At 46.1% G+C, this 25,265-nt stretch carries 23 protein-coding genes, 2 tRNA genes and 1 pseudogene; 11 read left to right on the top strand and 15 right to left on the bottom strand.

The window, feature by feature from the left end:
* Positions 1–6 precede the first annotated feature (6 nt).
* The 7 genes from pth to BM232_RS12980 form a co-directional block, all read right to left on the bottom strand.
* A complete protein-coding gene (gene pth, locus BM232_RS13010) occupies positions 7–579 on the bottom strand; it encodes an aminoacyl-tRNA hydrolase (protein ID WP_091715493.1) in 573 nt (190 codons plus the stop codon).
* Between the two features lie 7 nt (positions 580–586).
* Positions 587–1,258 (bottom strand): 50S ribosomal protein L25/general stress protein Ctc, encoded by a 672-nt coding sequence (locus BM232_RS13005; RefSeq protein WP_091715490.1) that lies wholly within the window; start codon positions 1,256–1,258, stop codon positions 587–589.
* Positions 1,259–1,367: 109 nt separating this feature from the next.
* Positions 1,368–2,303 carry a ribose-phosphate diphosphokinase gene (locus BM232_RS13000; RefSeq protein ID WP_177207333.1) on the bottom strand — a complete coding sequence of 312 codons (936 nt, stop codon included), beginning with the start codon at positions 2,301–2,303 and terminating at the stop codon, positions 1,368–1,370.
* Positions 2,304–2,393: 90 nt separating this feature from the next.
* Positions 2,394–2,468 (bottom strand) — tRNA-Gln (locus tag BM232_RS12995).
* A gap of 41 nt (positions 2,469–2,509) precedes the next feature.
* Positions 2,510–3,349 carry a 4-(cytidine 5'-diphospho)-2-C-methyl-D-erythritol kinase gene (gene ispE / locus BM232_RS12990; RefSeq protein WP_091715488.1) on the bottom strand — a complete coding sequence of 280 codons (840 nt, stop codon included), beginning with the start codon at positions 3,347–3,349 and terminating at the stop codon, positions 2,510–2,512.
* Entirely contained in the window at positions 3,346–3,945 is a 600-nt protein-coding gene (lolB, locus tag BM232_RS12985; RefSeq protein WP_091715485.1) for a lipoprotein insertase outer membrane protein LolB, read from the bottom strand. Before lolB ends, ispE begins: the two co-directional genes overlap by 4 nt.
* Positions 3,942–5,723 (bottom strand): tetratricopeptide repeat protein, encoded by a 1,782-nt coding sequence (locus BM232_RS12980; protein WP_091715482.1) that lies wholly within the window; start codon positions 5,721–5,723, stop codon positions 3,942–3,944. The genes lolB and BM232_RS12980 overlap by 4 nt, the downstream gene beginning before the upstream one ends.
* Before the next feature lie 118 nt (positions 5,724–5,841).
* Between BM232_RS12980 and hemA the strand changes: the two genes are divergently transcribed.
* Together hemA and prfA are read left to right on the top strand one after the other, a co-directional pair.
* Positions 5,842–7,101 (top strand): glutamyl-tRNA reductase, encoded by a 1,260-nt coding sequence (hemA, locus tag BM232_RS12975; RefSeq protein ID WP_091715480.1) that lies wholly within the window; start codon positions 5,842–5,844, stop codon positions 7,099–7,101.
* A complete protein-coding gene (prfA, locus tag BM232_RS12970; RefSeq protein ID WP_091715477.1) occupies positions 7,098–8,186 on the top strand; it encodes a peptide chain release factor 1 in 1,089 nt (362 codons plus the stop codon). Before hemA ends, prfA begins: the two co-directional genes overlap by 4 nt.
* Here prfA and hemF read toward each other — a convergent pair.
* The 3 genes from hemF to purD form a co-directional block, all read right to left on the bottom strand.
* Positions 8,183–9,091 carry an oxygen-dependent coproporphyrinogen oxidase gene (hemF, locus tag BM232_RS12965; protein WP_091715475.1) on the bottom strand — a complete coding sequence of 303 codons (909 nt, stop codon included), beginning with the start codon at positions 9,089–9,091 and terminating at the stop codon, positions 8,183–8,185. The two genes, prfA and hemF, sit on opposite strands and share 4 nt — an antisense overlap.
* Entirely contained in the window at positions 9,088–9,639 is a 552-nt protein-coding gene (gene tsaC / locus BM232_RS12960; RefSeq protein WP_091715472.1) for an L-threonylcarbamoyladenylate synthase type 1 TsaC, read from the bottom strand. The genes hemF and tsaC overlap by 4 nt, the downstream gene beginning before the upstream one ends.
* A gap of 101 nt (positions 9,640–9,740) precedes the next feature.
* On the bottom strand, positions 9,741–11,027 hold the full coding sequence (gene purD / locus BM232_RS12955; RefSeq protein WP_091715469.1) for a phosphoribosylamine--glycine ligase: 1,287 nt from the start codon (positions 11,025–11,027) through the stop codon (positions 9,741–9,743).
* A 224-nt stretch (positions 11,028–11,251) separates the two neighbouring features.
* Here purD and hemN point away from each other — a divergent pair, with 224 nt between their 5' ends.
* The 3 genes from hemN (at position 11,252) to BM232_RS12940 (ending at position 14,510) form a co-directional block, all read left to right on the top strand.
* The gene (hemN, locus tag BM232_RS12950; RefSeq protein WP_091715466.1) at positions 11,252–12,631 is read left to right on the top strand and encodes an oxygen-independent coproporphyrinogen III oxidase; all 1,380 of its coding nucleotides are present in this window, start codon (positions 11,252–11,254) and stop codon (positions 12,629–12,631) included.
* A gap of 5 nt (positions 12,632–12,636) precedes the next feature.
* Positions 12,637–14,370 carry a chloride channel protein gene (locus BM232_RS12945; RefSeq protein WP_091715463.1) on the top strand — a complete coding sequence of 578 codons (1,734 nt, stop codon included), beginning with the start codon at positions 12,637–12,639 and terminating at the stop codon, positions 14,368–14,370.
* 52 nt (positions 14,371–14,422) lie between these two features.
* Positions 14,423–14,510: transfer RNA gene (locus tag BM232_RS12940), tRNA-Leu, on the top strand.
* A gap of 235 nt (positions 14,511–14,745) precedes the next feature.
* On the opposite strand, the gene BM232_RS12935 is transcribed toward BM232_RS12940, so the two are convergent.
* The 4 genes from BM232_RS12935 to BM232_RS12920 form a co-directional block, all read right to left on the bottom strand.
* Positions 14,746–15,492 (bottom strand): SDR family oxidoreductase, encoded by a 747-nt coding sequence (locus BM232_RS12935; protein ID WP_091715460.1) that lies wholly within the window; start codon positions 15,490–15,492, stop codon positions 14,746–14,748.
* A gap of 223 nt (positions 15,493–15,715) precedes the next feature.
* On the bottom strand, positions 15,716–16,102 hold the full coding sequence (locus BM232_RS12930) for a YybH family protein (RefSeq protein WP_091715458.1): 387 nt from the start codon (positions 16,100–16,102) through the stop codon (positions 15,716–15,718).
* A gap of 46 nt (positions 16,103–16,148) precedes the next feature.
* A complete protein-coding gene (locus BM232_RS12925; RefSeq protein WP_091715456.1) occupies positions 16,149–16,451 on the bottom strand; it encodes a DUF1330 domain-containing protein in 303 nt (100 codons plus the stop codon).
* Between the two features lie 146 nt (positions 16,452–16,597).
* Entirely contained in the window at positions 16,598–17,587 is a 990-nt protein-coding gene (locus BM232_RS12920) for a zinc-dependent alcohol dehydrogenase family protein (RefSeq protein ID WP_091715454.1), read from the bottom strand.
* 130 nt (positions 17,588–17,717) lie between these two features.
* Between BM232_RS12920 and BM232_RS12915 the strand changes: the two genes are divergently transcribed.
* From BM232_RS12915 to BM232_RS12890, 6 genes are all read left to right on the top strand, one after another.
* Entirely contained in the window at positions 17,718–18,623 is a 906-nt protein-coding gene (locus BM232_RS12915; protein ID WP_091715451.1) for a LysR family transcriptional regulator, read from the top strand.
* A gap of 131 nt (positions 18,624–18,754) precedes the next feature.
* On the top strand, positions 18,755–19,492 hold the full coding sequence (locus BM232_RS12910) for a hypothetical protein (RefSeq protein WP_091715449.1): 738 nt from the start codon (positions 18,755–18,757) through the stop codon (positions 19,490–19,492).
* 151 nt (positions 19,493–19,643) lie between these two features.
* On the top strand, positions 19,644–20,465 hold the full coding sequence (locus BM232_RS12905; RefSeq protein ID WP_245752947.1) for a DUF4437 domain-containing protein: 822 nt from the start codon (positions 19,644–19,646) through the stop codon (positions 20,463–20,465).
* A 41-nt stretch (positions 20,466–20,506) separates the two neighbouring features.
* A complete protein-coding gene (locus BM232_RS12900) occupies positions 20,507–21,448 on the top strand; it encodes an LLM class oxidoreductase (RefSeq protein WP_091715446.1) in 942 nt (313 codons plus the stop codon).
* 52 nt (positions 21,449–21,500) lie between these two features.
* Positions 21,501–22,514, top strand: coding sequence for a zinc-dependent alcohol dehydrogenase family protein (locus BM232_RS12895; protein WP_091715444.1), 1,014 nt, complete (start codon positions 21,501–21,503; stop codon positions 22,512–22,514).
* 657 nt (positions 22,515–23,171) lie between these two features.
* A complete protein-coding gene (locus BM232_RS12890) occupies positions 23,172–24,914 on the top strand; it encodes a protein adenylyltransferase SelO (protein ID WP_091715442.1) in 1,743 nt (580 codons plus the stop codon).
* A gap of 42 nt (positions 24,915–24,956) precedes the next feature.
* On the opposite strand, the pseudogene BM232_RS14920 reads toward BM232_RS12890, so the two are convergent.
* A pseudogene (locus tag BM232_RS14920) lies at positions 24,957–25,265 on the bottom strand (hypothetical protein); the annotation flags it as partial.

Below are 25,265 nucleotides of genomic sequence, written 5' to 3'. Positions count from 1 at the left end.
GAAATCCTATTGTGAATGTAGCCAGTTCATGGCCTTATCCATATTTCCGGATAACACCTCTGGCAAAATACGTAAAACATTATCGATGGCTTGCTCGATCTGTTGACGATCGGTCGGTGAGGGTTTACTGAGTACATAATCAGAAACCAGCTTGCTATGACCAGGATGTCCTATCCCCAAACGACAGCGCAGAAATTGTTTGCCCCCCGTCTGAGCAATAATATCCCTGAGTCCATTGTGCCCACCATGACCACCATCGCGTTTTAATTTAACCGTTCCGGGAGCCAAATCTAATTCATCGTGGATAACGAGAATATTCTCTAACGGAATTTTGAAGAAATTCGCTAATAGGGCAACAGACTGGCCGCTTCTGTTCATAAATGTCAGCGGTTTAAGCAAATAAACTTTATGACCATCCAGAGAGCATTGAACCAGCTCCCCGTGATAGCGGTTTTGAACAGTAAAGTTCACACCGAGATCACGAGCAAGCTGGTCCAAAAGCCAGAACCCGACGTTATGTCGGGTTCCTTCATATTGGGAGCCGGGATTACCTAAACCGACGATGATCCAGCTCCCCATCTAAAGATTACTCTTCAGTTGCTTCTTCATCACCTTCTGCATCTTCAGCATCATCTTCAACTGCGTGTACACGAGGCATATGAATGTTAACCACAGCTTGGTCATAAGCAGAACGTTCACCTTCTTCAAGATGCTCTTCCTGACCATGTGACAGTGCAGGCAAGCTAACACCTTTAGGCAGAGTCAGTTCTGATAAGTGAATAGCGTGATCTAATTCCAGCTTACTGATATCCACTTCGATGTACTCAGGCAGATCAGCTGGTAAACAAGCAATTTCAACCTCAGTCATTACGTGAGAAACAACACCACCGCCTTTCACACCAGGTGCTTTTTCTTCACCGACAAAGTGAAGAGGAACAGTCATTGTCATTTCATGTTTAGCATCAACACGCAGGAAGTCAGCATGAATGATTTTGTTGTCATTAGCAGGATGACGTTGCAGGTCTTTTAATACAACTTGCTCTTTTTTCTTGCCAATGTTCAGCGTCAGAATGTGAGCATAAAATGCTTCTTCAGCTAAATGACGAATGAATTGGTTGTGATCAACAGAGATCGAAACTGGCTCTTTTTCAGCGCCATAAACAACAGCTGGTACTTTACCCGCATGACGAAGGCGGCGGCTCGCACCTTTCCCCTCATCAGTACGCGCTTCAGCTTGTACTTCAAATAAGTTTTCCATTTTTTTCTCCAAAAACAATGGACCTTAGCCCATCAAAAATGCCGCTAATAAAAGCAGCGTAAGCCTCCCCCGCGACCAGGTTCGGCACGTAAAAGTCAGTCGTAGCTGACTAATCCATATACAAGGAGCTAACGGACTCCTCGTTACTAATTCGATACATCGCTTCTGCCAGCATCTCTGCGATGCTTAACACGCGAATTTTTTCACATTCCTGTGCATGCGGTTGTAACGGAATCGTATCCGTCACCACCAATTCATCAAGCACTGAATTGCTGATATTTTTTATCGCCGGACCCGATAAAACAGGATGCGTAGTATAGGCAACCACTCGGGTAGCACCATGTTCTTTCAATGCAGCCGAGGCGGCGCACAAAGTACCCGCGGTATCGACCATGTCATCAATCAATACACACACACGTCCATCTACGTCACCAATAATATTCATAACTTTGGCTTCGTTAGCACGTGGACGACGTTTATCGATAATGGCTAGCTCAACACCAAGGTGTTTTGCTAAGGCGCGCGCTCTGACCACACCACCCACATCAGGTGAGACCACGACCAGATCTTCATATTTATGCTTCCAGATATCACCTAATAACACAGGTGAGGCATAAACATTATCAACAGGACAATCGAAAAAGCCCTGGATTTGGTCTGCATGTAAGTCGACGGTTAAAACGCGGTCAGCTCCTACGCCCGTCAGCATATTAGCAACAACTTTTGCCGTAATAGCGACACGTGCGGAGCGGGGACGACGATCTTGTCGAGAGTAACCAAAATAAGGCACAACCAAAGTAATACGCTTTGCCGATGCACGACGGATAGCGTCGGTCATCACCATCAGTTCCATCAGATGATCATTGGTTGGCATACAAGTCGGTTGAACGATAAAGACGTCTTTACCACGTACATTATCAAGAATTTCAACCATGATTTCGCCATCACTGAATTTTTCCACAGTGGCTTTGCCAAGTGAAATATTGAGGAAATTGGCGATGCTTTGAGCCAGCTTACGATTGGCATTACCAGTGAATACCATCATTCGGCTATCGGCTGTTCGTTGTTGTAGCTGGAGGAGTCGGTTTTGTGTCACGGTAGAGGCGCCGAGTTTTCTATCAAAAAAACAAAAGAGTGGCTGGGGTACCAGGATTCGAACCTGGGAATGCTGGGATCAAAACCCAGTGCCTTACCGCTTGGCGATACCCCAACTGACAAAACTCATTCTATCATCTTGCAGTCACATCTGGCTTATTTTTCTGCCAGTGCTCTTGCAGTGAGTGGCGACTGATTACAGCCTTTTGCCACAAAACCCTGCCAGTGTGAAGGCAGTTTATCTATGACGTCTTGTGCTTCTTGCTGACTTTGAAAATCAGCGAAAACACATGCTCCTGTACCAGTCATTCTTGGAGGCGCGTATTGTGCCAACCATTCTAGTGCATTTGCAACTGCCGGATAGTGTTTCACCACCACCGCCTCGCAGACGTTTCTGCCTTCCCCAGAAAGGAAGCGCGATATTGTGATAGGTTCGCAGTCGCGTGTCAATTCCAGCGATGAAAATATTTCTGCAGTAGACACATGACAATCCGGACAAATCACCGCAAACCAAGGTTCTATCGGGGATATTGGCGTTAAGTCTTCACCGACACCTTCAGCCCAGGCAGCATACCCAGCGATAAAAATAGGCACATCAGCCCCTAAACTGAGTCCGATTTGCGCTAATTTTTGCTGTGACAAACCACATTGCCAAAGCTGATTTAGAGCAACTAAGGTTGTCGCGGCATTAGAACTTCCGCCACCTAATCCGCCGCCCATCGGCAGACGTTTGGTAATAGAAATATCAACGCCCTGCTCATCATTGGTGAAAGGTTTTAATAGTCTTGCCGCTTTAACAATCAGATTATCTTCGCTTGGCACATCCGCAAATTCTGTCTTGAGCTGGATTTGGCCTGAGTCATTCGTCTCAAAAAATAAACTATCGCCAAAATCCAGAAACTGAAATGCGGTCTGAAGATTGTGATACCCATCTTCCCGCCGTCCGGTAATATGCAAAAATAAATTTAATTTTGCCGGCGCTGGCCATGCTTTCACTCAGCTTGACTCCAATCAGAAATGATTAATCTGATATTCAAATCAGGATGTTTGATAAAAATCTTGGAAGGCACAACCAAACCATTAAATGGTACATAACGCAGATATTCCACCTGCCAACCTGCTTGTTGTAAGGTTTTTAGGCGTCCATTTTCGTCGAGTTGATACTTATCAACCGCAGCATCTTTATATGGCACACCTCTGACCCAATCGCGTAATGCACTGACCGGTAAAAACCAGCCTAAAGTTTTGGCTAATAATTGCTCAGGTGTCTGTGCGGAATATTGCTCGCCATTATCTAAGGTGAGTGTGACTTGTTCAGCATCACCAATTAACTCAGCACCACCTTGCGAAAAAGGGCCTGACAGTTTGATGTCAAACCCCTCGCCTTGTTGTTGCCAGGTAATGCCAGCATTCCAGCCTTCACGCCCTTGTGTAATGGCGGTACGACCTCTGAAACGCCAATCTTTAAGTGCGGCTATTTCTTGCTGCTGCTGTTGCCATCGTTGCTCTGGCGATTCAGTTGTTTTCGGTTGCCATAAAGGTGCACACGCGGTCAGCAAGAGACTCAGTCCTGCCAGCCAAACTAACCTCATAGGCCAAACCTGCGCATAGTTTCAATTAACAAGGTATTGTCCGGATCTTGTAGCAAACCTTTATCCCAGAATTTTTTAGCTTCCTGTTTCTTACCACGCTGCCATAGCACTTCACCTAAATGTGCAATGAATTCCGGATCAGGATTGGCTTCCGTTGCTTCGCGCAGGTATTTTTCCGCCTTTTCTAAGTCACCCAGACGATAATAAGCCCAGCCCAGACTATCCAGATAGAAAGGGTCGCCCGGCTTAAGTTCTAAAGCACGTTGAATTAGTTTTAATGCTTCCTGATGACGATCAGTACGATCCGTCAATGTATAACCCAGCGCATTTAATGCTTGAGAGTTATTAGGATCATTGGCCAGAATTTGCCCCAAATCCGCTTCCAGCACATCCAGCCTATCCATCGACTCAGCTACCATCGCTCTGCTATACAGCGCATCTTCATTTTTTGGATACTGTTTAATGGCTTGTGTTAATAAGTCAAAAGCCTCTTGCTTCATGCCTTGGTCACGCAATAAGCTGGCTTCAAACAAATAATATTGCAGTGCTTTCTGTGGTAATTGTTTTCTTAGCTGTGCTAAATGTTCACGAGCTTTATCAATGTCGTTCCGGCCCAGTAATAGATTAATGTAATGTGTCTGCGCCAAATCAAAACGACTGCTTTGCACGGGTACTGAGGCAAACCAAACCAACGCGGCATCCACATTGGCATTTAATTCTTCAGCAATCCCCATGAAATAAGCGGCCTGATTAGTCGGATCACCCAGTTTTAATAAATCACTGAAATACGATTTGGCTTTCACGCCGTCTTTTTCTTCCAGCGCTAACAGTCCTAAGGCAAAAAGCACATCGCGATTTTCAGGATTATTTGCCTGAATCGACTCAAAAATAGTGCGCGCTTTATCCAGTTGACCGTCATCACCTAATAATTTGCCGTAAGTAAAACGCAGCTCATCACTGGCATCGTCTTTTGCTGCGGGTTTAGCAAGTAGTTTGAGACCTTCTTTAGTTTTACCTAATCGCTGTAAGGTGTCGGCTTTCAATATAAGATAACTTTCATTATCCGGATCCGCTTTTAATAAAGGGTCGATTTCAGCCAGTGTTTGTGGATACTGCTGATAGAAATAAGCCAAGCGTGCATAGGTATAATGCGCATCTGGATGCCCTTGCTTATAGAGATCTAATTTCTTCAGCGTGGCGAGCGCTTCTTCTGGTGAAGCCACTTCAGCCAGATTTTCTGTCGCTCTGGCTAAATAAACTTTTTGCTTCTCGGGCGCTAAAGATAGCGCTTTATTAATGGCTTGAGCCGCGCCGTCGTAGTCTTTTTCCATCATCAAAAATGGCGCGCGCATCATATAGACATCAGCATTATTGGGATCAACTTCTAACCAGCGATCCAGCGCATGATTGATTTTTTCTTCATTTCTGGAAAGTGTCGCCACCTGCGCACTTCGGCCGGCAAGTTTGGGCGACTTGACCATATCCGCAGCACGCTCGTAAAGTTCAACTGCTGCACCCACTTCACCGCGCTGTCCCGCCACTTCCGCAGTAAGGATGTAATACATCAGTTCAGGTGACATTGGCATAGTGACTTCGGGCTTTTTGTCCTCTTTCACTTCCGGTGCTACTTTGACGACTTTCTGCGCCTCATCAACTGTGGCTTTACTTTGCTGTGCGGGCGTTGCAGCACAGGCAGTCATCAGCGAGGTAAGTCCGATCAGAGCAAAATATTTTGTACGTTGCCCTACATTCATCATGAATGATTGCATTGAATCCATATTAAAACGACCTGAACGTTTGATTTTGATAGAATGGCGAATTGTTTTCACTTAATAACAGACGATTGTAATAATGGCTGTAAAGTTTAACAGCATTTAATAACGACTTTTTCTTAATATGCATCTTGTCACCTATGGCATCAACCACAATACCGCTCCGGTTCATATCCGTGAGCTATTTGCGTTTGATGCGAGCATGCTTCCGGCAGCTTTATCCACTTTACATGAAGATGATTCCATACTTGAAGTCGTTATCTTGTCGACCTGCAATCGTACTGAAATCTATTGCTGTGTTGATGGAGAGTCTGACAATCAGATCCTCGCTTGGTTGCATGAGTATCATCAACAAGAAGATGGCATCATCACTCCTTATCTATATCACTACCAGCAAGCCGATGCGATTCGTCATCTGATGCGCGTGGCCTGTGGCCTAGATTCCATGGTGCTGGGTGAGCCGCAAATACTCGGACAATTAAAAGACGCATACAGCCAGTCCCTTAATGCAAACACGTTGGGAAAATCATTAGGCCGTATGTTCCAACACGCTTTCGCTGTTGCTAAACAAGTCCGCACCGATACCGCTATCGGTAACAGTCCGGTCTCGGTCGCCTTTGCTGCGGTCAGTCTGGCAAAACAAATTTTCAGTGAACTGGCTGACTCCACTGCCTTATTAATAGGTGCAGGTGAAACCATCGAACTGGTCGCACGTCATCTTTATGATAACGGTATCAAGCGCATCATCATTGCTAACCGCACTATTGAGCGGGCCCATAACCTCGCCACACAGGTTGATGGTTATGCTATCAGTCTCAGTGAACTACCTGCTCATCTGTCAGAAGCCGATATCGTGGTCAGTTCAACCGCCAGCCAACTGCCTATTCTTGGTAAAGGCGCTGTGGAAAGAGCCTTAAAAATCCGTAAACGCAAACCCATTTTCATGGTGGATATCGCCGTACCACGGGATATTGAAGCGGAAGTCGGATTATTAGAAGATATATACCTTTATTGTGTTGATGATTTAAAAGAAATCATCGAAGAGAACTTACAATCTCGTCGCGACGCGGCCTTACAGGCTGAAGAAATTATCGACACGCAGGTGGATCATTTTCAGGCATGGCTCAGAACACAAGATGCCGTCCCTGTTATTAGAGCCATACGTGACAATGCTGAAGAGATAAGTAAGCATTCACTGGAAAGAGCAATAAAACAACTTGAGCACGGCATGCCTGCTGAACAGGCCATGGCCGAACTCGCACGTACACTGACCAACCGTTTGCTGCATGAACCGAGTCGCCAACTCCGTCAATCCGGATTTGATGAAGAAGGCCATTTACTCAGTACAGCGCGGCGTCTGTTTAATATCAAGGATCCAAAGTGAAAGATTCGATCAAACATAAATTAGAATCACTCGTTGATCGTCATGAAGAAATTAGTGGTCTGCTCGCTGATCCTGACACCATGGCCGATCAGAATAAATTCCGGTCACTGTCACAGGAATACGCTCAATTAGAACCTGTTGTCAGCAATTTCAATGCATATCGCCGCACAATCAGCGCATTAGAAGACGCCAAACTGATGTTAGATGAAGACGATGCCGATATGCGCGAAATGGCGAAAGAAGAAATTAATGCAGCAGAAGATAAAATCGAAGAACTCGAATTAACCCTGCAAAAATTATTATTACCTAAAGATCCGAATGATCAGCGCAATATCTATCTGGAAATTCGTGCCGGAACAGGTGGCGATGAAGCAGCTATTTTCTCAGGCGATTTATTCCGCATGTACACAAAATATGCTGAATCACGTCGCTGGAAAGTGGAAGTCATCAATGCGCAGGAAGGTGAACACGGCGGCTATAAAGAAGTTATTTGTCGCATCGTTGGTGAAGGCGCTTATTCACGTCTGAAATTCGAATCAGGCGCTCACCGTGTACAACGTGTACCGGAAACAGAATCACAAGGCCGTATTCACACCTCAGCCTGTACTGTCGCTATTCTGCCGGAAGCGGATGAAATCGATGAAGTCGATATCAACCCAGCTGACTTGAAAGTCGATACCTATCGATCTCAAGGTGCCGGTGGTCAGCACGTTAACACCACCGATTCTGCGGTACGTATCACCCATCTTCCAACTGGCATTGTGGTTGAGTGTCAGGAAGAACGTTCGCAGCATAAAAACCGGGCAAAAGCGATGTCCGTTTTACAAGCACGCATTATGGCTGCGCAGGTAGAAAAACAAGCCGCCGAAGAAGCACAAACGCGTAAATCACTAGTGGGTTCAGGCGATCGAAGTGAACGTATCCGCACTTATAACTATCCCCAAGGACGTGTGACTGATCACCGTATCAACCTGACCTTATACAAACTGGTTGAAATCATGGAAGGTGAACTGGAACAAGTCATTGAACCATTGATCAACGAATACCAGGCGGATCAGCTCGCCGCTTTATCCGGCGAGTCTTAAATCCAGTCGCGTGGCGGCAGAAAGTCCGTATATAAACGGGCTTCTGCTGATCCGACTTCCGGAATCCAGTGATAACGCCATTTCACCAGTGGTGGCAATGACATCAGAATCGACTCTGTGCGGCCACCAGACTGTAATCCAAACAATGTTCCGCGGTCATACACCAGATTAAATTCGACATAACGGCCACGACGGTATAACTGAAAATCACGTTCGCGTTCACTAAATTCACTGTCTTTATGTTTTTGTACAATCGGTGCGTAAGCCTTGATATAACTGTTGCCAACAGACTGCATAAATGCAAAACAGCGGTCAAAACCCCATTCATTAAGATCATCAAAAAACAGACCACCGACGCCACGGCATTCATCGCGATGTTTCAGATAAAAATACTCATCACACCATTTTTTAAAGCGTGAATAAACATCATCGCCAAAAGGATCACAAGCGGCTTTAGCCGTGGTATGCCAGTGAATCACATCCTCTTCATTACCGTAATAAGGCGTTAAATCGTAACCACCGCCAAACCACCAGATAGGATCTTCACCTTCTTTTTCTGCGATAAAAAAGCGCACATTGGCATGTGATGTTGGCACATAAGGATTATGAGGATGAATCACCAGTGACACACCCATGGCCTGAAAGCTTCGACCGGCTAATTCGGGTCGGCTGGCAGTCGCTGAAGCAGGTAAATCATCGCCACTGACTTCAGAAAAATTGACACCACCCTGTTCAAACACAGCGCCGTTAGTTAAAACCCGTGTGCGGCCACCACCGCCAGTTTCACGTGTCCAGTCATCAATTTCAAACGATGCTTCACCATCTACTAATTCAAGTTCACTGCAAATACTTTCTTGTAGACGAAGTAGATACTCACGAACGGCATTAATATCGGGTGTACTCATCGTAAAATTTCTCCTGTTTGTGCATCTCTGATTTGGCTGGGTTTACTCGCGCCACCTAAGCTGCCGGGTAAAACATAATCCAGCTCTGGCAATTGCCAGTGGACTTGGTGCACATTCATCGCTGGTCTAAGTCCATTTAAATTGGCACTGGTCGACACAATCGCGCCGCCGAAAGCCTCACATAAAGCACGAGTTTGCGGGTGTGCAGTTATCCGCACGGCAATGGTATCGTGTAAGCCCGTCAATAACATTGAGACTTCTTCACGAACAGGCAGTAACCACGTTACCGGGCCGGGCCAGGTTTTATCCAATTCTGCTAAAACTGAGGCTTCAACGGGCTTAATAAAATCTTGTAACTGATTAAAGTCCGATGCAATCAGAATAAGTCCTTTATGCCAGGGTCGCTGTTTAATCTCTAATAAACGCAACAAGGCTTCTTCATCCCAGGGATCGCAGCCCACGCCAAACACCGCCTCTGTCGGGTAGCCGATAACGCCACCTGCATTCAGTGTTTTTACCGCTTCTCGTAATCGCCAAGTATTTGTCATGTTCTCGCCTCTATTCAGACCACATTGATTGCATACCCTAATGCCGCTTAATAAAAAGGGGTTAACCAGTAACCCCTTTTTTACATTCTCAAAATGTGAATCTAGCCCTGTTCACGTGCCACAGCGCGGTAAGCAATATCAGTACGGAAATACGCATCATCCCACTTAATATGGCTCAATGCTTGATAAGCTGACTTTTGCGCTTCTGCCACAGTATTACCCAGTGCAGTCACACATAAAACACGGCCACCAGCAGTGACAATATCATCGCCCTGGCTGGCTGTACCGGCATGAAATACTTTGCTGCCGTTTTGCTCAGCGTCTGCAATGCCAGTAATCACGTCACCTTTACGGTAACTATCTGGATAACCACCCGCTGCCATCACTACACCGATAGCTGCACGCGAATCCCACTCAGCTTCAACTTCATTTAAACGTTTATCTAATGCCGCTTCACATAATGTGATGAGATCAGATTGCAAACGCATCAAGATCGGCTGTGTTTCCGGATCACCAAAACGGCAGTTATATTCAACCACACGTGGAGCGCCTGCTTCATCAATCATCAGACCGGCATACAAAAAGCCTGTGTAAGGACGACCATCAGCCGCCATGCCTTTTACTGTTGGCTCAATGACTTCTGCCATAATGCGTTGGAATACATCATCAGTCACCACCGGCGCTGGAGAATAAGCGCCCATGCCACCTGTGTTAGGGCCTTTATCACCATCGTCACGTGCTTTGTGATCTTGTGACGTTGCTAATGGCAAAATATGTTCGCCATCGACCATCACAATAAAGCTGGCTTCTTCGCCAGTCATAAATTCTTCAATAACCACACGGCTACCGGCATCACCAAAAGCATTGCCAGACAACATATCTTCTACCGCAGCAATGGCTTCGGCTTCAGTCATCGCCACAATCACGCCTTTACCAGCAGCGAGACCATCGGCTTTCACCACAATCGGTGCGCCCTGCTGTTGAATGTAGGCTTTAGCTTCATCTACCTGAGTAAATACTTGATATGCCGCTGTTGGAATCTGATGACGGGCAAGGAAGTCTTTGGTGAAAGACTTTGAGGCTTCTAATTGTGCCGCTGCTTTCGAAGGGCCAAAACAACGTAAACCTGCTGCTTCAAATGCATCCACAACACCCATGGTTAATGGCACTTCCGGCCCTACCACGGTTAAATCAATCGTGTTGTCCTGAGCAAATTTCACCAGTCCGGCGATATCTTCGACTTTGATATCCACATTGCTGATATTGCTTTCGCTGGCTGTGCCGGGATTACCGGGTGCCACAAAAACCTGAGAACAGTTTGGAGATTGATTCAGTTTCCAGGCGAGAGCATGTTCGCGCCCACCGCTACCGATGACTAATACTTTCATAGATGATTGCCGGAGATGCTTAAAAAAGAGGCTAATAATACCGTAGATAACGGCTTTTCCAAACCACCAAAATGGATGATTTATATAGGCAAAGCGATTCTTTTTCTTAAGCAATCAGTCAGCAGCCAGCGCCAGCTTTGATCCAGGTCAAGATCTGTTCGGATAATAAAACAGCATAAATCCTCGCTGGTTATACTTTGCGCACATTATTTAGGAATAAAACCATGACTGATGCGATTGAATTTAATGAAGGATTAATCCGCCGTTACGACAAAGCCGGTCCGCGCTATACCTCCTACCCGACCGCTGTCGAATTTCATCAAGGTTTTACTGCCGAAACTTATGCTGAGCATATTGCTTTATCGAATCAGCGTGGTGGCCCGCTTTCTCTATATTTCCATGTGCCGTTCTGCGATACCGTTTGTTTCTATTGTGCCTGCAATAAAATCATCACCAAAAACCGCCAGCATGCCGAGCCTTATCTGGAAAACCTCTATGAAGAAATTCGCATGCAAGCAGAGCTGTTTGACTCAAACCGCGTAGTAGAACAACTGCATTGGGGCGGCGGCACACCGACGTTCTTAACACATCAACAAATGCGTGAACTGATGGCGCATACCCGTCAGCACTTCACCTTAGCGGACGATGATAAAGGCGAGTTTTCGATTGAAATTGATCCCCGCGAAGCTGATGACGCCACCATAAAATTATTAAGAGAACTAGGCTTTAATCGCATCAGCCTTGGTTTGCAGGACTTCAACCCTAAAGTGCAGAAAGCCGTTAACCGCATTCAAACCGAAGAACAAACATTCTCGGTTTTAGATGCAGCGCGTCGTGAAGGCTTTCGCAGTATCAGTCTGGATCTCATTTACGGTCTGCCGCATCAAACAGTGGAAAGCTTTAGCGAAACGCTGGATAAAGTTATTGCCGCCAGCCCAGATCGTTTATCTGTGTTCAACTACGCTCACATGCCCGATCTGTTTAAAACTCAGCGTCAGATCGCCACTGCCGATATCCCAGCGCCACAAGTGAAATTACAAATTCTGCACCGCACCATTGATAAACTCACAGCTGCGGGTTATGTCTATATCGGTATGGATCACTTCGCCAAACCCAATGATGAACTCACGCTAGCCCAGCAAAACAAACAGCTTTATCGCAACTTTCAGGGGTATTCAACCCGTGCAGAATGCGATTTAATTGGCTTTGGCGTCACATCCATCGGCAAAGTCGGTGATGCTTATGTGCAAAATGTGAAAACACTACCGGAATATGATGAAGCGATTAAGGCAGGCAAGTTGCCGGTATTACGTGGTGTTGAGCTGGATGACGATGATAAATGTCGTCGTGACATCATCACCCGACTGATTTGTGATTTTGCTCTCGATATTCCCGTTATAGAAAAAACTTACAACCTTAACTTTAACGACTATTTTGCCGACGCCATTGAAGACCTAGAACAATTTGCCCAAGACGGTCTGTTGCAGTATAAATGGGACTCTATAGAAGTCTTACCCGCTGGCCGCTTATTGATACGTAATATCTGCATGGTGTTTGATAAATACAGTCAACAAGCAAGGCAGCGATTTTCCAAAGTTATATAGGGAATATGCTGGAAAAACTCCGACAGTATTTCATCTTCGGTCGATTGGGTGTCAAGCTTTATGTACTTGCAGTCATCACCGGTTTACTCTCGAGTCTCGCCATCACCTTATTACGTCTGACCATTGATTTTGGTCAGATGGCCTTATTTCCTTCCGGAGAAGTAGAAAGCTACGACACCTTACCTTGGTACTGGTTACTCACCATGCCTATTCTCGGTGGCTTATTGATCGGTCTATTATTTCGTGGACTCAATGCAGAGCAACGTAATACTGGTATTTTGCACGTTATCGAACGGCTGTCTTCCTATGAGGGCCGGCTTCCCTGGCAAAATGCCGTCCGCCAATTTATCGGTACCAGTATCGCCATCATCACAGGGCATTCTGTTGGACGTGAAGGGCCGGGGGTCCATTTGGGTGCTGCCAGCGGTAGTATTCTTGCCCGAGGATTAGAGCTTCCGAATAACAGCGTCCGGATTTTAGTTGCATCAGGTTCCGCTGCGGCCATTGCAGCCTCATTTAATACACCCATTGCTGGTGTGATTTTCGCAATGGAAGTCATTATGATGGAATACCACATCGCCAGCTTTATTCCTGTCATTCTAGCGGCTGTGACCGGCGCTGTAGTCTGCCGTCTGACCTTTGGCGACGATACGGTATTCGTTAATCTAGCCACACAAATGCAATCCTTGTGGGAACTGCCCTACATTATCTTTCTGGGTGTCATAATCGGTTTTTTAGCGACCTTATCTCTGAAAAGCCTGCAATTATTTTCCGGTATATTCAGTCACCATCCCTCATGGTTACGCCCAACCTATGCTGGAATATTAATGGGCGTTTTTGGTATGGCTGTGCCAGAAGTAATGGGTATGGGCTACGGCATTATCAGCAGTATCTCTGCCAATGAAATTGCCATTGGTAGTCTTATCATCATTCTAATACTTAAACTTCTACTATCTTCAGCTTGTGTCGGCTTTGGTATCCCAGCAGGGATGGTTGGACCGACTATGGTGGTGGGTGCTTGTGCCGGTGCTATCCTCGGTTATCTCGGTAATTCTGTCTTGCCGGAGTATTCATCATCCATGACTTTTTATGCCGTTATTGGCATGTGTGCGATGATGTCTGCCACACTCAAAGCCCCTCTTGCCGCCTTAATGGCCATGCTTGAGTTAACGGGTAATCCAGAAATCATCCTGCCGGGGATGCTGGCTATCGTTTTTTCCAGTTTGATTATTCATGACTACTTCAAACTGGATGCCTTATTTGTCAGCATTCTTCGTTACCGTGGTCTCGACTTTCAAAATGACCCTATCTCACAAGCCTTACGCAAGATCAGTGTAGGTGCGGCTATGCAGCGTAACTTTGTCACGTTAAACCAAGTAATCAGCGCTCAAATGGCCATGCAGACCTTAAAAAACAGCCCTGAATGGATCATTATTACTCGCGATCGTATTCCAGTAGTGATGATGCCTGCCAGCGATCTGGCAAGAGCCGTCAGCGTCAAAGACATGGGCGAAAATACCGACATAGACTTAATGCAGATTCCTGGCACACGTCGCGACGTACACAAGATATCCTTACATACCAGTTTATTTGAGGCCTTTCAGGCTCTGAACGAACATCATGTGGAAGCCCTTTATGTCAGCCGCCAGAATGCCCCTATGATCGAGCGAATCTACGGTATTCTGACTCGTGAAATGATTGAAGCCCACTATCAATTACCCAAATCTGTAACAAAATAGTAAAAAGGGTAGTGAACAAATCGAAAATCTTCGTTATAATGTGCGGCTTGTTGCCCAGGTGGTGAAATTGGTAGACACAAGGGACTTAAAATCCCTCGCCCTAATCCGGCGTGCCGGTTCGATTCCGGCCCTGGGTACCATAAGAATACGAAAAGCTATATAACCCATTGATGACTCAGTGGGTTATATTAGTTTAACGCTCCTAAAAATGATCATTCTACGTATATCTCTACATACGCTTTTCTCAAACCATCCCCACTTTACTTTCACCACTATAAAAATAGTCTGCGCATTTTCTGTCAACTGATGGATATACCCCATTGCATGGAAACAAAAGCATGATAAGTAAAGGGAAAACTCATGTGTATGGCAGATTCATGACACTTTTATTAAATCTGCTTCCACAACATTCTCGGCAAAAGCCTGATAATACTGGGCTATTCGTTTTGAGTAGGCATCTGGAAAAGCATGGAAGTCTCCGTTTCTTAATGCCTCGATAATGCTGTCTGCAACCTGAGAAGGAGGTTCAGCATCATTGACGAGCCCTGTTACTCCTGCCATATCCGTTGCTATCGGGCCAGGATGTACACTAAGAACGTGCGTGCCCTGCGGCTTCAGTTTCTCTCTCAGACCTTGTGTTACCGCGTAGGCAGCCGCTTTGGAAGCAGAATAAGTGGTATAGTCTGAACGACACCTCAATGACGCTGCTGAATTTATTTGTACAAATGCCCCACCACCTTTACCTGCCAGCACGGGTGAGAATGCCTGAGCCATGTAAATCAAACCAAACACATTGATGTTGATTTCATCAGTCAGAGCATGAACCGCCTCGACAGACAAGGGCGACTCCTTGTGAAGAATGCCGGCATTATTGATGACCAGATCAACATCACTGGCAGAGACAGCGGCGGCAGCGATAGTTTCTGGTTTGGCCAGATCGAGATGTACGGGAACAACGCGATCACCATACTCATTGACCAGCGACATGGCTGAATCAAGACTCCGCACAGCGGCATAAACCTTGGTTACGTTGGCGGCGAGTAAACTTGTCACAATTGCCTTACCGATCCCTCGATTCGCTCCTGTGACCAATGCTACTTTGCCTTCAATATCAAAATGCATTTTTTCTCCTTATACTTGTAGCTATCTTTGCGTATCTGGCTGAGTCAATATCAGGAATGCCTTGCCTGAAGCCTTTTGATGAAAAACAGATCATCGGCTTTGCAGAACAAGGCCCCTTTATTCAACCCATCAAGCATTTGAACACTGACGAACTATTGCCCCATATTCCAGATATGAGATTGTGTCACCCAATCACCCTCGGCATTTTTCTCAATCACGGTCATCAAGACACCACCAAAAGTAATAGTTTCCTGCTTGTCATTGGAGCTCTGCGCCTGCCATTTACCCAGTTGTACAATCTGGTTTGTTGGTGATAGACTTTGATGGTATCGATACTGTGGTTGTAAACACCATTATCGATAAAGCTTTTATAGAGTGAGGCAATAGCCTCACGCCCGTTAAGTACCGTACCGTTACCCGGAGATACTGTGGCAGTATCAGCATAAAGTTCAGCAAGGGCAACGCTGTCACCACTGTTGAATGCCTCGTTCCAACGGGTATTGACTTCAGCCACTGCCTTCATCGCATCGACATCATCAGCAACCGCTGAGCCTGTGGTACCTAACGCAATAAATCCTACAAATGCCAACATACTGAATAATTTTTTCATGATTTTCTCCAAATGAATTAAGTCACTAATTAAAGTTTGTTTAGACTTAGGCCAGCTGATCTTTGCCTTCAATCAAAAAGTGTTGACTGACAGAACCCGCCAGACGAGCTTTCAGATGTGGCTGGTAATCAGGATCATTAGTAAAATCCAATGCTGCCTGCTTGGAAGGCCAGCCAATAATGATGCGCAATGCCGCATCCTGTTTTTCGCCTTCCAATTGTTCATGATTGGGGGTACGTGCCAGGAATTGACCACCATGTCTGTTTACCAATCCGACGACCGATTCCAGATATGCAGGAATCCAGTCTTCACTGGTTGGCGTGACTGTAATTACAGAGTAATAATTCATTATTTTCTTCCTCATTTATGAATGGGAACCCCCATCCGTGTTGTATTGCTGTTAATGCGCATTGCCAGTAACAGCGCTTCGAGATGGTAGACGCAGCGTTTGATAAACATACGTCTACCATACGTTAAAACATCAGTTGCTATTAACTACCTATTCTCAACAACCACTTTCCCCATAGCTTGTCCACTTGTCAGACGGTCATAAGCCAGACCCACTTCTTCCAGAGAAAAACGTTTTTCATCCAATACAGGCTTGAGTCCATCCGCCTCAGCGATAGTGCGTAACGCTTTTAATATCTCGGCATGTTCCTGACGTTTGACGTTATGAATCATCGGGATCAGCATAAAAACTACGTGCAGTGACAGTCCCTTGAAATGGGCTACAGATAAGTCGAGTTCGACCATGGACACGGTTGAAGCTACCTGACCATTTAAAGCGGCAGCATCGAAAGAGTTGGCCATATTGGCTCCGCCGACGGAATCGAACACCACATCAAAACCTGCACCGTCAGTGTGTTTTTCGATATAGTCAGCAACCGTTTCGGTTTTGTAGTTGATACCTGTGGCACCCAGGGATTCAATCAATGCCAGCTGCTTATCGCCGCCCCCAGTAGCATATACGTCCGCACCAAAGTGTTTAGCCAGTTGCAGTGCTACATGACCCACACCGCCAGAACCACCATGTACCAGCACTTTTTGACCTGATTTGATACCTGCCCGCAATAAACCTTCGTAAGCCGTAATCCCGACTAATGGCAGTGCCGCCGCTTCCTGCATAGAAAGGTTGTTAGGTTTATGTGCGATTAAACGACTATCGGCGGCAATGTACTCAGCCAGCGTACCTTGTAATTCTCCAAGACCACCAGCACAGCCATAGACTTCATCGCCAACGACATAGTCAGTGACGCCCTCACCCACCGCTTCAACGATACCGGCGAAATCCATACCTAATACAGCAGGCAGTGCAGGTGAAATAGGTAATTCAGACCCCATTTCACGAATCATGGTATCGACGGTATTCACGCTGCTAGCCGCGATACGTACCAGCACCTGGCCGACCTTAACGTCTGGCATGTCGATATCCGAAACCTCGAAATTTTCTGAACCACCGAAGTTATTAATGATCATGGCTTTCATTTGTTTGTCCTCGTAATAAGTATTTTTTTACTTAGCTATTGCCAAGCTACGAGGGCTATTGTATTTACCTACAAACTAAATGATAATCAGGCAAACAATACAATCTGTTTATATTTTTTATTGATAATCTATGAATATTGAGCACCTGAAGTTATTTATTCGCATTGCCGCCACGCAGAACATCAGTGCTGCTGGCAATGAACTAGGCTTATCACCGGCGGTGGCTAGCGCCTATATTAATAAGCTGGAAAAAAACCTGGGTGTGCGTTTGCTACACCGCACAACACGGCAGGTCTCGCTCACAGAAGAAGGCAAATCTTTTCTACCTCATGCAGAGGACGTATTGGCCAGCGTAGAAGCAGCGCGCTCTGCGGTAGGTGCGGGGGAGACGATCCCCTCGGGTACATTGCGCATAGCCGCTCCGGCTTCCTTTGCCCGCATGCATTTAGTACCCGCTCTAAAAGGCTTTACTGAACGCTACCCCAATTTGATTTTGGATCTGCGACTTTCCGATAGCATTGTGGATATGGTTGAAGGTGGATTTGATGTGGCGATTCGCAACGCTGAACTTAAAGATTCTAACCTGATTGCTCGTAAGCTAGCGCCTGACAGTCGCGTCTTGTGTGCATCGCCTGACTATATTGCCGAGCATGGGATTCCTTCATCACCCGAGGATATTAAAAACCACCACTGCATTACATTAACGGGCCTGGATACTTGGCACTTCCAAACACCGACCGGCCCTATATCCATCAGACCTAATAGTCAGGTTCGTGTGGATAACGGTGAAGCAGCTCGTGATGCCTGCGCGCTAGGTCTCGGACTCACTATCAATGCCAAATGGAGTACCTACGAATTGCTCGCTGAGGGCAAACTCGTCACCGTACTGGATGAATTCCCTTTAGTCTCTAAAACGGCTATCTGGGCGGTATATCCCAGCTCAAGATTGTTGGCACCTAAAGTCAGCGTATTTATTGAATATCTTATTCAGCAATTTGGCCCACCCCCTTACTGGGATATCCCAAAAACAGAATAATCACCCGTAAAAATCAATAATTATTAACAAAATCAGTAAACTGTTTTGACAACTTTCTACTTTTTCAGTTGTTAACGTATCACTAAACTTCTCCCTCATAAGACGAATTGTTAATGATATGGGAACCTGCTATGACCACACTAAGATCACTATTACTCGTTGCTACGAGCTTGTTTACACTACCGGCCATAGCAGAGCCACCAAGCTGGCGCTCCACTAATATTCAGTTTCTACACGGAAACCAATACGAATTAGGCCCAAAAACACGTGAATCGATAACGATTGAACATGCCAGCTCATGGCGCTATGGCGAAAATTATTTTTTCTCGAATATTTTCAATCGTCGTGATGTTGGCACAGAATTTTATGCTGAGTTCTACCCACGTATGAACTGGACAGCCGTTACCGGCAAACCGTCGCCAATCTCGTTACTTGATGACTTTTCAGTTGTGGCGGGCATTAATATCGGGAACTTGCCTCGCCATGATCCGTTTAAAGCCTATCTGCTTGGCGCGGGCGTCAAGTTTCACGCCCCCGGTATGGGCTTTCTCCGTTTAGATGTCATGGCATTTAAGTCCGAGAATGCCAGTACAACCGGTATTCAGATTTCGCCGATCTGGGGGATGAAGTTCAATCTGGGCAAGCACCGCTTCTGGTTCAAAGGTTTTATTGAATGGCAGAGTGCTGATGCGACAGGCAAAAAAGCCAGTTTATCAGCACAGCCTCAATTACTCCTTGATATAGGCCACTATTGGCAACATGATCATCAACTTTATGCGGGTATCGAGTACGCCTACTCGCACAATAAATTCGGGACGAACGGCGTCATAGAGCAAGTGCCCCAAGCTATGCTGCTCATCCCTTTCTAATCGTTTTAGGACAAATCACTCTCTCTTAAAACCTATTATCAACATTATCAATAAACTGTTTTTTCCGTCTGCCTGTTTTTCCCATCCCTATCCAAGACTAGACTGGTCAACCATTCGCCACCTAATCCCTAACTGAAAAAGGAACCAAGAAATGTCTATAATCAAAACGGCCACTTTCGCGGCGGGCTGCTTGCTGGCTTCACAGGTCATGGCGGCCCAGCCTGTTGCCGAGATTGTTTCAGCTGATGAGGTTGACTGGGGTTATCTGAACCCGCTTCGTGGCGATGCCAGCCCGGGGGCTGCCGATCTCTGGGGCGATCGCACAAAAGACGGGCCCACTGGCATGCTGGTTAAGTTTAACGCCGGATTCTCATCGCCACCCCATATTCACAACATCACCTACAAGGGCATCGTCATCGAGGGACTCATGCATAATGATGATCCAGATGCCGCTGAAATGTGGCTACCCACAGGTTCTTACTGGAAACAACCCGCAGGGGAAAACCACATCACCGCCGCCAATGCTCAGAATAATCTGATCTACCTTGAAATTGATAGCGGCCCCTATCTGGTTATGCCTTCAGCACAGGCCTTCGATAATGGTGAACGGCCACTGAACCTGCACCGTGACAATATGGTCTGGGAAAATAACCACGACAGTCACAGACTGCTCGCTGACGGCGTTGAGTCGACTTTTCTCTGGGGAAGCACCGATAAAGCGCAGTTAAATGGTTCTCTGGTGAAACTCCCCTCCGGTTTTGAAGGAGAAATCGTGACGTCAGCCAACGAATTCAAAGCCATTGTCATACAGGGAAAAATCGCTTATCAAGATTCCCAAACGAACATGGGAAAAGCCCTGAGTGCTGGCAGTTACTTTGGTTCAGCAGGTGAATATCATCACCTTTTTTCTGTAGCCGATAGTGATGAAGTCATCCTCTATATTCGCACCAATGATACCTATACCATCAGATAATACTGTTTCGGGTTAAGCTCACTCTACACTTCTGGTCAACTATGACACATCAATATAACATCGGGTACAACACGTTATTTTCTCAAGGACGGCTCAGTATCGGACTGACCTTTCCGCTTGAGGCCTATCAGGGTGACAGCCCGACAATGGAAAATCAGGAGACACTGGCTCAACTGGCAGAAAACCTCGGTTTTTCAGCACTCTGGTTTCGAGATGTGCCGCTACGCGATCCGACATTCGGCGATGTCGGACATATTTATGACCCCATTGCCTATATGGGCTGGATGGCAGCACAGACACAGCATATTGCCTTGGTGACGGGTTCATTGATTCTGCCTTTACGTCATCCTATCCATGTAGCCAAGTCATTAGCCTCAGTAAATGCCTTGTCCAACGGTCGGGTGGTTGCCGGCATCGCCTCTGGCGATCGAGCTATCGAATTTCCTGCCTTCGGTGTTAACCGTGACCAGCGTGAACAGCTGTTCAGGGAACACTTTACAACCCTCAAGAAACTGCTGTATAACGATTTTCCGCATTATGATAATCATTATGGAGCCCTTGCTGGGGAAGCGGATAGCCTGCCCAAGCCGGACACCATGATTCCGCTGCTGGTCACGGGGCATAGCCAGCAAAGTCTTGAATGGATTGCTGAGCAGGCTGATGGCTGGATTACCTACCCGAGACAACTGCCTCATCATGAAAAATTTGTGACAGGTTGGCATCAGACTGTGTCGGGAGTCGATCAGGGCTTCAAGCCCTTTGCCCAGTCGTTGTATGTGGATTTGACAGAAGATGGGAATGCCACCCCTACGCCAATTCATCTTGGTATTCGTACAGGGCGTAAAGCACTTGTCGATTATTTACAGCAATTGAAAATTTTCGGGGTTAACCATGTTGCGATCAATCTCAAATATGGCAAACGCCCAGCCAACGAAGTAATGCAAGAACTGGGAGAGATGGTTCTCCCTCATATTCAGCAGTAAGAGCTTAAAAAAATTTTTGACTAACAATTAATACACATAGAAAGGTAGAGCTATGCAAGCAATCAAAGTCAAGCAGTCAGGTGGTTTAGAAACCATTTTTGTCGATAATATTGAACAAGCCTCTTCTCCTAAAAAGGGAGAAATCACAGTCCGTATCCATGCGGGCTCTCTGAACTATCATGATTATCTGGTTGCAGCCGGCCATCTCAAAACGGACAGTGACCGCGTATTACTGTCCGATGGTGCTGGTGTTGTGGAACAAGTTGGTGAGGGCGTGACAGAATTCAAAGTCGGCGATCATGTTGTTTCAACCTTCTTTCCACAATGGCTGTCTGGTGAGGTGGTGCCCTCTGCCGGTGACTTTCATCAAACACCTGGGGATGGCACGGACGGCTATGCCATGGAGAGTGTCACCCGCCCTGTCGAGGCGTTCACACACGCTCCAGCAGGTTGGTCTCACGCCGAAGCAGCAACAATTACCACTGCAGGTCTGACCGCCTGGCGTGCACTGGTAGCTGATGGCAAGCTGAAAGCAGGCGATACCATTCTGACTTTAGGAACGGGTGGCGTATCTATTGCTGCTCTTCAAATTGGCAAAATGTTTGGCGCCAACGTGATTATCACCTCATCATCGGATGACAAACTCGCCAAAGCCAAAGCGCTGGGAGCTGATGCCACGATCAATTACCGTGAACATCCGGACTGGGCCCGAGAAGTAATGGAGATCACGAATGGCCTTGGTGCAAAACATATTCTCGAGTTAGGCGGCCCAGGCACTTTGGAACAATCTATTAAAGCCGCTGCGGTCGGTGGCCATATCTCCCTGATCGGAGTCATGTCAGGGCTCTCAGGCCAAGTGCCAACCGGCTTACTAATGATGAAACAAGTGCGTCTGCAAGGGCTACTTGTTGGTACTCGTCGTCAACAGCAAGACTATGTCAAAGCACTTGAAATGAACGACTTCCGACCTGTGATAGACAAAAGTTTCAAATATCAGCAGCTTGCTGAAGCTTTCGAGTATCAAACCAACGGTGCGCACTTTGGCAAGATTTGTGTCGAGTGGTAGTTGATCAATACTAAAATGTATTTCAATATCCAACAGGCTCTCTCGATTAATTCGAGAGGGTCTCAGGATATTTACTAAAATCCAGAAAACTTAACTCCAGGCCTGTACTCGGATCTTTCAGATAGAAGCGGAAGCATCCCGCTAGAACAAACATCCAAAAGCAAGGGAATAAGATCGACGTGGCATTATTACCAGTCAATGTTTTAACAAACATCCGTCACGTTATTTAACCCCAATGAGACACATATTAAAGAACTGGATAATCGTATTCATCCGTTCCATTCCGTCATGGGTTCATCTTTCATTGATAATTTGATAGGTAATTGACCTAGCCACCTAACACATCTTGGTTGTTTTATTTAAAACTCTGGGCCTCATCACTCAGAGTCAATTACCGTCATTGGTTCTCATTCACTATCCGTTATCTGCTGCACCGAGTTTGTTTTGTTGTGCTTTATTGGCCCTTACTCGGCACCTTTAGTCCGATCTAAATATTGATGATGTGGATTTACAGAATTATTCACTTTTTAGTGATTCGTCCTGCTTCTTGGATTTTGAGTAAACTGCGTTAAATGTTAACGTAGAACTTCTACCTGATTAAGCCTGCACTACTGGTAAAATCATACACTCTGACACTATTACTAAGCCCCCGACACTATGACTTCAGAAGTCTCGACACTCGACGACCTGGCACAACTGACGAGCTATTCACTCATGGACGCACTCAACCGCGATCCTGACACAACGGTAAATGGCGAAGATCACGCTCCGAGACAAGTTTTCTCGGGGCATTATGTCCCGGTAAAACCCACGCCAATCGAAAACCCCGTTTACGTCACACACAGCAAAACCTTTTTCCATGAACTCGGTTTCGCTGACAGCATGGCGACGTCACAAGATTTCCTTCAGATGTTCTCCGGCGATCTCACTCATGTTCCTGAGCCTATTCGTCCATTCGGTTGGGCGACGGGTTACGCGCTGTCTATTTACGGTACGGAATATACTCAACAGTGCCCCTTCCAAACGGGTAACGGTTACGGTGATGGTCGAGCTATTTCCGTATTAGAAGCCGTTATCAAAGGCCAACGCTGGGAAATGCAGCTAAAAGGTGGCGGCCGAACCCCCTACTGCCGTGGTGCAGATGGTCGTGCGGTTTTGAGATCCAGCATTAGAGAGTTTCTTGCTCAAGAACACATGCACGCACTAGGTGTGCCCACATCGCGTTCATTAAGTTTGTATGCCTCAACCACCGAGCAAGTCAGACGTCCTTGGTATTCGGATGGTTCGACGTCAAGTGAACCGGACATCGTTATCAATGAACCCGTTGCCATCTCAACGCGCGTCGCTCCCTCATTTATTCGAGTCGGTCAACTTGAGCTATTTGCTCGTCGCGTTGTGAATCATGCACATGAAAACGCTATGGATGAGCTGGAAAAGATCGTTTTGCACGTCATCGATCGAGAATATGCTGACGTTATCAATAACAACCTGAATATCGAAACCAAAGTCATTTTACTTGCCAAGGCGTTTCGTGAACGCCTGACCTCGCTTATTGCTAATTGGATACGTGTCGGTTATTGCCAAGGCAATTTTAACAGTGACAACTGCGCGGTCGGTGGCTTTACGCTTGACTACGGTCCTTTTGGCTTCTGTGAAGCGTTTGACCCTGTATACCAGCCATGGATCGGCGGCGGACGTCATTTCTCATTCTTTAACCAACCCGCCGCGGCAGCACGTAACTTCGCTATGTTTTGTAAAGCCTTACAGCCTTTGCTTAAGGGCGATCAGCATTACCTATCAGAGCTTGAAGACGTTCAACAGGGTTTTGCCAACGTCATCCAAATGCAATTAGAAAAAATGTGGGCAGCTAAACTCGGGCTTGAAGATTATAACGAAGCCTTATTTAGTGAACTCATCAGCCTGATGACACTCACAACCGTCGATTACACCATTTTCTTTCGTGAACTCTCAGCGTTGCCAGACAACATCGAGCCACTGAAAAAAAGCTTTTATGGTGATCTGAATGCTTCTGAAAATGGCACTAAGTTGGCAAACTCAAACGCTCAGGATATTGAACAACACTGGTCAGCGTGGCTTGATAAATGGCAAATGCTGTTAGGCATCAGTGACAAAACCGACACGAACCAGGCTCGTCCTCGTGAAACGATTTCCAATCAAATGAAACGGGTTAATCCGAAATATATTTTGCGAGAGTGGCAGCTCGTTGCAGCATACAAAAAAGCAGCTGAAGGTGAATATACCCTCCTTCATGAGTTACAAAATGTGATGACACAACCCTACGCCGAACAATCAAAAGACATTGAGGAAAAATATTACCGGCTGATGCCAACAGAGCTGAGCGATATCGGCGGCGTATCACATTATAGTTGTTCGTCTTGATTTAAAATCAAACGCTCTGACCCTGTACGATCCCCACAAAAATTATAGCGTTTCAAACAAGTAAGCACTTGATAAATGAAGTGCCCTGACAGACTTCATAAATTCTCTTATCTTCAATTTCGCATATTTATCAGCAATGACTCTAAAACCAATAAAAGGTAATGATAAAACCGAATCCGTTTTCAAACTATTAGCTTGATATTGACGATGATGCTGTGTTTGCCGGGCAGCTAATCCAATCACCATCAGTATCCAGTGGGCAATCGTTGTCAGCAGGATTAACACAGATAATCTCTCTTTATGTGTCGTTTTATTGTATTCAAATCCCTGTCCAAATCGGTGGCTTTTCAT

The organism is Methylophaga sulfidovorans, from assembly GCF_900114205.1.
GTDB classification, from domain to species: Bacteria; Pseudomonadota; Gammaproteobacteria; order Nitrosococcales; family Methylophagaceae; genus Methylophaga; species Methylophaga sulfidovorans.
The sequence above is the reverse complement of the archived record's forward strand: the minus strand, read 5'-3'. Positions and strand labels throughout refer to the sequence as shown.